This is a genomic window from Fusicatenibacter sp., assembly GCF_050872605.1.
Classification (GTDB): Bacteria; Bacillota; Clostridia; order Lachnospirales; family Lachnospiraceae; genus Fusicatenibacter.
The window spans coordinates 20,242-28,104 of the sequence record NZ_JBNMHD010000041.1; the positions used below are offsets into that span (position 1 = coordinate 20,242).

7 protein-coding genes are annotated in these 7,863 nt (G+C 48.3%); 6 read left to right on the forward strand and 1 reads right to left on the reverse strand.

Features of this window, described 5'->3' with window-relative positions; genetic code table 11:
• The first annotated feature begins 90 nt into the window (after window positions 1–90).
• Window positions 91–2,079: a right-handed parallel beta-helix repeat-containing protein gene (locus ACY2VT_RS11680; RefSeq protein ID WP_461880013.1), complete on the forward strand. Its 1,989-nt coding sequence runs from the start codon at window positions 91–93 to the stop codon at window positions 2,077–2,079.
• An 87-nt stretch (window positions 2,080–2,166) separates the two neighbouring features.
• Here the strand turns inward: ACY2VT_RS11680 and ACY2VT_RS11685 are convergent, their stop codons facing one another.
• Window positions 2,167–3,363: a cation:proton antiporter gene (locus ACY2VT_RS11685; protein ID WP_461880014.1), complete on the reverse strand. Its 1,197-nt coding sequence runs from the start codon at window positions 3,361–3,363 to the stop codon at window positions 2,167–2,169.
• Window positions 3,364–3,612: 249 nt separating this feature from the next.
• On the opposite strand from ACY2VT_RS11685, the gene ACY2VT_RS11690 reads away from it, so the two are divergent.
• The 5 genes from ACY2VT_RS11690 to ACY2VT_RS11710 form a co-directional block, all read left to right on the forward strand.
• Complete coding sequence (locus ACY2VT_RS11690; RefSeq protein ID WP_461880015.1) at window positions 3,613–5,451, forward strand: hypothetical protein; 1,839 nt, start codon at window positions 3,613–3,615, stop codon at window positions 5,449–5,451.
• A 110-nt stretch (window positions 5,452–5,561) separates the two neighbouring features.
• On the forward strand, window positions 5,562–5,918 hold the full coding sequence (locus tag ACY2VT_RS11695) for a hypothetical protein (protein ID WP_461880016.1): 357 nt from the start codon (window positions 5,562–5,564) through the stop codon (window positions 5,916–5,918).
• Window positions 5,899–6,642: a glycosyl hydrolase 115 family protein gene (locus tag ACY2VT_RS11700; RefSeq protein WP_461880017.1), complete on the forward strand. Its 744-nt coding sequence runs from the start codon at window positions 5,899–5,901 to the stop codon at window positions 6,640–6,642. The genes ACY2VT_RS11695 and ACY2VT_RS11700 overlap by 20 nt, the downstream gene beginning before the upstream one ends.
• Window positions 6,643–6,692: 50 nt before the next feature.
• A complete protein-coding gene (locus tag ACY2VT_RS11705) occupies window positions 6,693–7,235 on the forward strand; it encodes a hypothetical protein (RefSeq protein WP_461880018.1) in 543 nt (180 codons plus the stop codon).
• The coding region (locus ACY2VT_RS11710; RefSeq protein WP_461880019.1) for a hypothetical protein at window positions 7,160–7,863 on the forward strand (704 nt) is incomplete at its 3' end. The genes ACY2VT_RS11705 and ACY2VT_RS11710, both read left to right, overlap by 76 nt.

Consider the following 7,863-nt stretch of genomic DNA (forward strand, 5'->3'; position numbering starts at 1 on the left):
AAATTCAGCGCCGCAGAGAGTGAATGATTGCGTCACAGCCTTTTTTGCAGTGTTTTCGGGTTTTACTATAACAAAAAGGAGTATAGAGAAATGATTTACTATGTCAATAATTCCGCTCCGAAGAATGGAAACGGAACAAAAGAGATGCCGTTCAAGTTCATCAACGATGCGGCAAAAATTGCAAAGGCAGGAGATGAAGTTCTGGTTGCACCTGGTATTTACCATGAATATGTTGATCCGGTCAACGGCGGAACCGAGGATGCGAGAATCGTCTATAAGAGTGAGAAGCCGCTCGGCGCAAAGATCACCGGTGCGGAAACGATGAATGACTGGGAGCATTACAAAGATAATGTGTGGGTATGCCGTGTAGACAACGGAGTGTTTGGCAATTATAACCCATACACGACAATGGTCGGCGGTGACTGGTATTTTGCACCGGTGGTACGCCATACCGGCGCGGTTTATCTGAATGACCGCCAGTTATACGAGGCAGAGACGCTCGAGGAGTGTATCAAGGGCGAGATTTATGCGCCGTCCTGGGAGCCGGAGTGGTCGGTTTACAAATGGTATACCGAGCAGGACAAAGAGAAAAATCAGACGGTCATCTACGCAAACTTCCAGGGTAAAAACCCGACGGAGGAAAAAGTAGAAATCAACGTGCGCCGGAACTGCTTTATGCCGTCAAAAACGGGCGTAAACTACATCACGTTCAGCGGATTTGATGTCAGCAAGGCAGCAACGACATGGGCGCCGCCGGCTGCTTATCAGGACGGTATGATCGGCCCGCACTGGTCGAAGGGATGGATTATTGAGGACTGTGAGGTCAGCAACAGCAAGTGCTGCGGTATTTCTCTCGGAAAATATTACGACCCGGAGAACGATCATTACTTTACCAGAAAACACGTAAAGAGCCCGACCCAGATGGAGCGTGATGCTGTCTGCCGCGGCCAGTATCATGGATGGACGAAGGAGAACATCGGAAGCCATATCATCCGCCGCTGCCACATCCATCACTGTGAGCAGACCGGTATCGTCGGACGAATGGGCGGTGTGTTCAGTATTATCGAGGATAACCACATTCACAATATCAACAATATGCAGCAGCTTGGCGGGGCCGAGATTTCCGGTATCAAGATGCATGCGGCGATCGATGTTGTGATGAGAAGAAACCACATTCATCATTGTACGATGGGTATCTGGTGCGACTGGGAGGCACAGGGAACGCGCCTGACCCAGAACCTGCTGCACGACAACTGCCCGCCGGCGGGAACACCAAAGGCAGAGGGAGCAATGATGAGTCAGGATATTTTCATCGAGGTTGGCCATGGCCCGACACTGATCGATAACAACATTATGCTCTCCCCGGTCAGCGTTCGTATGGCGACCGATGGTATTGCCTGCGTACACAATCTGATGCTTGGTTCACTGACGGCAGTCGGCGGCGGAACAGGAGACCGCTACACGCCGTATCACATCCGTCACCGTACAGAGGTTGCCGGATTCATGACATTCCTGCATGGCGATGACCGGTTCTACAACAACATCTTTATCCAGAATTACCCGGTTGAGGAAACAGCAACGGTTGAGGACATGGGATTCAAGATGGAGGATAACCAGGAGGTCGGAACGCATGTGTTTGACGAGTATCCGACCTACGACGAGTGGATCAGCCACTTTGAACTGGACAAACCGGCCGACATGCGCAAGCTGGAGCCGTATCACAATAAGTGCCATCTGCCGGTTTGGGTAAACGGAAATGCTTACTTCAACGGAGCAAAGGCGTGTGTGAATGAAAAAGAGAATCTTGTAGATAACGAGAACCAGGTTAAGGTGGAACTTGTGGAAAAAGACGGTCATTATTCCATCAAGACGAATGTGTATGATTTCCTGAAGGATTTCCGGACAGGAATCATCAACAGCGATATCCTGGGATACGCCTTTGAGCCGGAGCAGAGATTCGAAGATCCGGACGGAAGCACGATTGTTTTCGATCAGGATTATCTTGGCGAGCACCGCGGCGTGGCAGCAATGCCGGGACCGTTTGCAGACGGAGCTGAGGCCGAGAAGGTTCTGTGGTAGGTCAAATCAGAAATTATTGATTGATACGAAAAAAAACAGGGCGCTGTGCAGGAAATGGCACAGCGCCCTGTTTTGGTAAAAGGAAAGTCAGGATGCCTTCGCAGAATTTTCTGCTGTCGGCATTTTTTCGTATAAAATCTTCAGTATAATCGGTGTTGCAATACTCGAGAAAAGAATCAGCAGAATCACGGCACTGAAGAAATCGCCGGATAAAAAGCCTGCATTCAGACCCTTTTGTGCGACGATCAGACAGACTTCACCGCGGGTCATCATACCGACACCGATTTTCAGGCTGTCGCCCCAGGTAAAGCCGCATCCCTTTGACATCAGGCCACAGCCGATGATTTTTGCGGCAAGGCCGACGATAACGAAACAGATGGCAAAGAGTACGAATTTCTCGTTCATGCCGCTGAGCGTTGTTTTAAGTCCGATACTTGCAAAGAAAATCGGCCCGAAAATCATATAGGAGCTGATATCCATTTTTTCTTCGATATAATCGGAAGAATCGAGGGAACACAGGATAACGCCCGCAACGTATGCGCCGGTAATATCGGCGATGCCGAAATATTTTTCGGAAATGTAGGACAGTCCGAAGCAGAGCGCAAGACCCAGAATCGGGAGACGGCGGGTGTGAGGAAATACGGAGTTCATGCGGTTGAACAGCTTAAAGCAGAGAAAACCGAGCACAATCGCAAGGGCAAAAAACAGAATGGTGGAGGCTGCTACTTTCAGCGGATTGGATGTCGGATCTTTAAAACCGATGACAACAGTCAGCACAATGATACCAATGACATCGTCGATGATGGCTGCATTTAAGATGGTTGTTCCAACCTCTGTTTTCAGCTTGCCGAGTTCTTTCAAGGCCTGTACGGTGATGCTGACCGATGTTGCAGTCAGAATAACACCGATAAAAACAGCGTGGTAAAATTCTTCCGTTCCGACAGCAGAGAAGCCATAAAAGCTCATGTATAAGATGGCTCCAAGAACGAGAGGAACAAAAACACCGGCACAGGCGATCAGCAGGGATTTCACTCCGGTGCGGAGCAGATCCTTCAGGCTGGTGCCAAGACCTGCGGAGAACATCAGCAAAATGACACCGATCTCAGCCATCTGTGCGAGAAAGTCAGACTGCTGAACAAGTCCCAGCACACTGGGTCCAAGGACAATACCTGCAATCAGCTCACCCACAACCTGCGGAGCCTTGCATTTTCTGGCAAGAATACCAAACAATTTTGCGAATACGATAATGATTGCCAGGTCTTTTAAAATGACATACGTATCCATGAAAAAGATACCCCCTTTAGTAAAAGTTATGCGTTGGCGCATACATAACTATTATAGCAAAAGGTGAGAAAAATTACCATTAGCAGAAAGAAAAATCAGGGTAAAACAAACCTTAAAATATGGGATATAAACTAAAAAAAAGAGGTGTGGAGAAGAGCGTGCAGATATAGTATTATCGAGTCAGAGAAAAAGTTTTATATGGCTTTTGAAAAGCGAGATCAAAGAAAAAACGAAAGGGGAAATAAAAAAATGACAGTTGAGAACGTGAAAGAGATTGTATTTTCCGAAGATCCAAAACAGATGAACTGGCTGCGGGAAGATTTTCCGTATGCCGAGGTGAAATGCCCGCCGGAATTTTCGGCGGAGGTGGAGAATGAGAAAGATGGAGATGTGCTGACGACAAGGGTTAAAGTTTCTTATAATGGTGCGCATCCATATTTTACAAATGCCGGAAGCATTGCGATTTCATTTCCGCTGCAGGACCGCTACACGGACAGCGTGACCTGCCGGGATTACCGGTGTCATGCACATATTTTCTGCGGAGAACATACGAGCTATATCATGGCACTCCGCATGGGCGGTGCGGCTCCGCATCTGGGAATGGTGCTCACGAAAGGCAGTCTTTCCGCTTACAGTGTGGAGCGTGACCTGAAGCTGCAGAGCAATGACAGAGGCTGTTTCTGGCTGCATCCGTCGGCACAGGAGTTTGCACCGGGAGAGACGATGATGCTGGAGTGGAAAGTATTTCCGCATCAGGGACGCGAGGATTTCCGGGAAAAATTAAAAGCATTTTCCCAGGTGATTCTGGTAGATGCAGAGCAGTATGTGATTTATCCGGGAGAGACGAGTAAGGTAACGATTGAGCCGGCATTTGCGGCGGAAAAAGTGACGGTGAACGGAGTTTCACTGGAAAAAACGGAAAACGGTGTTTATGAATATCTGTTTGAAAGCGAGAAAACCGGAGAGTATCTGCTTTCGATCTGTGCCGACGAGGTGATAACCACCTGCCGTCTTCTTGTACAGGAGCGGCCGGAAGTGCTGGCAGTAAAACGGTGTGAATTTATCATCGATCACCAGCAGTATCACGGCAGCATCAAAGAGCTGAAGGGTGCTTATTTAAGCTATGACAATGAAGAAAAAATTCTCGTCTGCACGCCCGAAAATGATTTCAACGCCGGAAGAGAGCGCACGGGCATGGGAATCCTGAGTGCACGGGCACTGCAGCAGAATCTTTTAAAAGACAGGGAAAAAGCAGAGCAGAGTCTTCGCGGATACCATGCGTTCTATCTGCGCGAACTTGTAGATGCAGCAACAGGTCTTGTCTGCAACTGCTCCGGAAAAGACAACAGTTATTTCCGGCTTTACAATTACCCATGGGCAGCGACATTCTTTACAGAATGTTGGAAACTGTGGGGCGAAAAAGAGGATCTGGAGACGGCCGTTCATATCGTAGAGAAATTTTATGAACAGGATGGATTCCGCTTCTACCCGATCGAAATGCCGGTTGTGATGCTCTGCAGAGAGCTGGAAAAAGCGGGAGAGCAGGAGAATCTGAAAACAGTAAAAGATCTGTTCCACCGCCACGCCGATCAGCTGATCGAAATTGGAACAGCGTATCCTGGATCGGAAGTAAATTACGAGCAGTCGATCGTACAGCCGGCGGCTGAAGTCATTCTTCAGGTCTACGAAGTGACCGGCGAAGAAAAATACCTGCGCGGTGCCGAGCAGCAGATCGCTGTTCTCGAACTCTTCGACGGCCAGCAGCCGGACTACCATCTGCATGAAACCGCAGTCCGCCACTGGGACGGCTACTGGTTCGGAAAACGCAGAGTCTTCGGCGACACCTTCCCGCACTACTGGAGCGCCGAAAACGGCCGGACCTTCAAACGCTACGCCCGTCTGACCGGAAACAAAGAATACGATATCCGCGGTGAGCATTCCCTGCGCGGCGTGCTGTCTATGTTCTTTGAGGATGGGACAGCGACCTGCGCGTACCTGTATCCGTATTCCGTCAATGGCCAGAAAACCGATTTTGCTGATCCGTATGCAAATGACCAGGATTGGGGACTGTGCATGAATCTGGAGTAAAGAACAACCAGAACCTTCAAACTGAAATCATACAGAATGATTCAGTTTGGAGGTTTTTGAAATTTGTGTGTAATATAAAGACGAAACGATTGGGAGAACGAAAAATAAAAATGAAAAATATCATTGAAAACAGCGTTGACTGGCGTTTAAAAAGAGGGGAAAAGGTGAGTATCTGTTGCTCTTCAAAAGAGACAAAAGCAGTTCAGATTGCAGCACGGAATCTGGCGGATGATCTGCAGAAGGTATTACAGGCCAGGGCGGTTATAAAAGAAGAAATAAGTGCAGAAGATGGATGCCGGATTGTGATTCATACAGCGGGTATCGGTGACGGAAATGAATGGCTGGAGAAGTATCTGCCGCAAAAAGAAGTGCAGGGAACGAAAACGGAGTTCCAAAAAGAGGGAACACTCTGTATGTGCAGGGACGGCGTTCTCTATCTGGCCGGCGATGCATGTAAATTCTTTTAATGCAAAGCCGGAAAATGGCGCGCTGGCTGACCAGATGGGGATTGTCGTCGGAACATCGCACTGCGATATGCTCATGCGGAGCAACAACAGGGAATGGTATCCATGGCTGGAAAAGAAAGGATACCAGGATGCGGTGTACGATTACTCTGTTCCGGGAAGAAACCGGGAAATTCTGAAAGAATACTGGCGGGAAAGTGTGCAGCAGAACCGGAATTTTGAAGTCAGTTATACGCTTGGCATGCGGGGAATTCATGACAGTGGTTTTGAGATCCGTTCTCTGGAAAAACTGGAAGGCGAAGAGCTTCGGAAGGCAAAAATTCATCTTCTGGAGACGATCATCCGGGATCAGGAGAAGATCCTGCAGGAAGAGCTTGGAAAAGAAACATTAAAAACATTTGTACCGTATAAAGAAGTTCTGGAACTGTACGATCATGGGCTGGAAGTGCCGGAGGAACTGACACTGATCTGGTCGAATGATAATTACGGCCATATCCGGCGCTATCCGAACCGGAAGGAACAGATGAGAAAAGGCGGAAATGGGATCTATTACCACAATTCATACTGGGCGCCGCCGGGAAATTCCTATCTGTTTATCAATTCGATTCCTCTTGCGCATACGCGGAATGAGCTTTGGAAAGCATGGGAAAACGGAATCCAAAAGCTGTGGGTACTGAATATTGGCGGATTAAAACCGCTGGAGGAAGAAATTTCGTATTTTCTGTAGCTGGGATGGGAGATAGGAAAACCAGGTGCCATGACAGAGGATGTTGATGCATGGACAAAAGAGGAAACCGTGTTTATGAAAGTCTGCCAGAGCAGGAAAAAGAGGCGTTCTTTCAACTGTGCCTGATGAAACTGCATGCGGCTTTTCTGACAAATGGTATGTATTATTATGCCGACCGGAGTGCGCTGTGTGTGCGGGAAAGAAAAAACCGTGCGGCGGAGCTTTATGTAAAAGAGTGCCGGGCATACGATGATGCGAGAAGACAGATGCTGATATACTATAATAAAAAAATGTGCGGTGGGAAATGGGATCAGATTCTGACACCGGAAGATTTTCCGCCGCCGCGGACAGCGATGTATCCGGCATGTGTTCCGCCTGTACGGGAAGGAAAAGAGAAGCTGCTGGTGGACTGCTGGAATGGTGAGGATGAAGTTGTGTTCAGCAGAAACTGTGATAAATGGATTCAGATTGCAGCAGGCGGCGAAAAACCGTTGTCTTATCAGATTGCGGTACCGGCATGGCTGGAAAAACCGGGGAAATTCAGATCTTCTGTGAGGAGACGGGACAGAAAATTTCGATTCCCGTCAGCGTAACAGAGGCTGTTCTGGAAGAAACTGCAGTGGATGACGGCGGAATGGTATCCATGAAAGCATCGGATGCGTGGGAGCTTCAGGAAAAGAGAGCAGGCAGACCGGGAAAGGCAAAAGGCTGGAAAGAAATTCCACGGCTCGGGCGCGGCGGCGGAAGTCTGGTTGAGGCAGAAAAAACAGATACAGAAGAGGAGAGCGTTCTTTCCTATCCGTTTTATCTGGGAAGTGAAAGCGGGGAGGACAGTCTTCTGGAAATTCATCGATTCCCGTCTTTAAATTCTGTTGGAAAAATCAGGGTGTGTGTTCAGCTGGATAACGAAGAAAAATATTTACTGGAATCCGATGCAGAGGATGAATGGCGTGGAAACTGGGAAGAAAATGTCCGCAATAATGTGGACAGACTGATCGTCAAAACGGGATCATTGACTTCCGGCAGACATGTACTGCGGATTTTTGCGGTGGATCCTTACTTTGCATTTATAGCAATCCCTGAAAATAATGCAAAAAATTCAGCACCGCAGAGCGTGAATTACTGCGTCACAGATTTTCGTCGTACCCCGGTACGCCTTCAAATCTGTTCCTTGCAATTCGCGCTCTGCAGCACTGCCTTTTTTGCATTATTTTCGGGTCT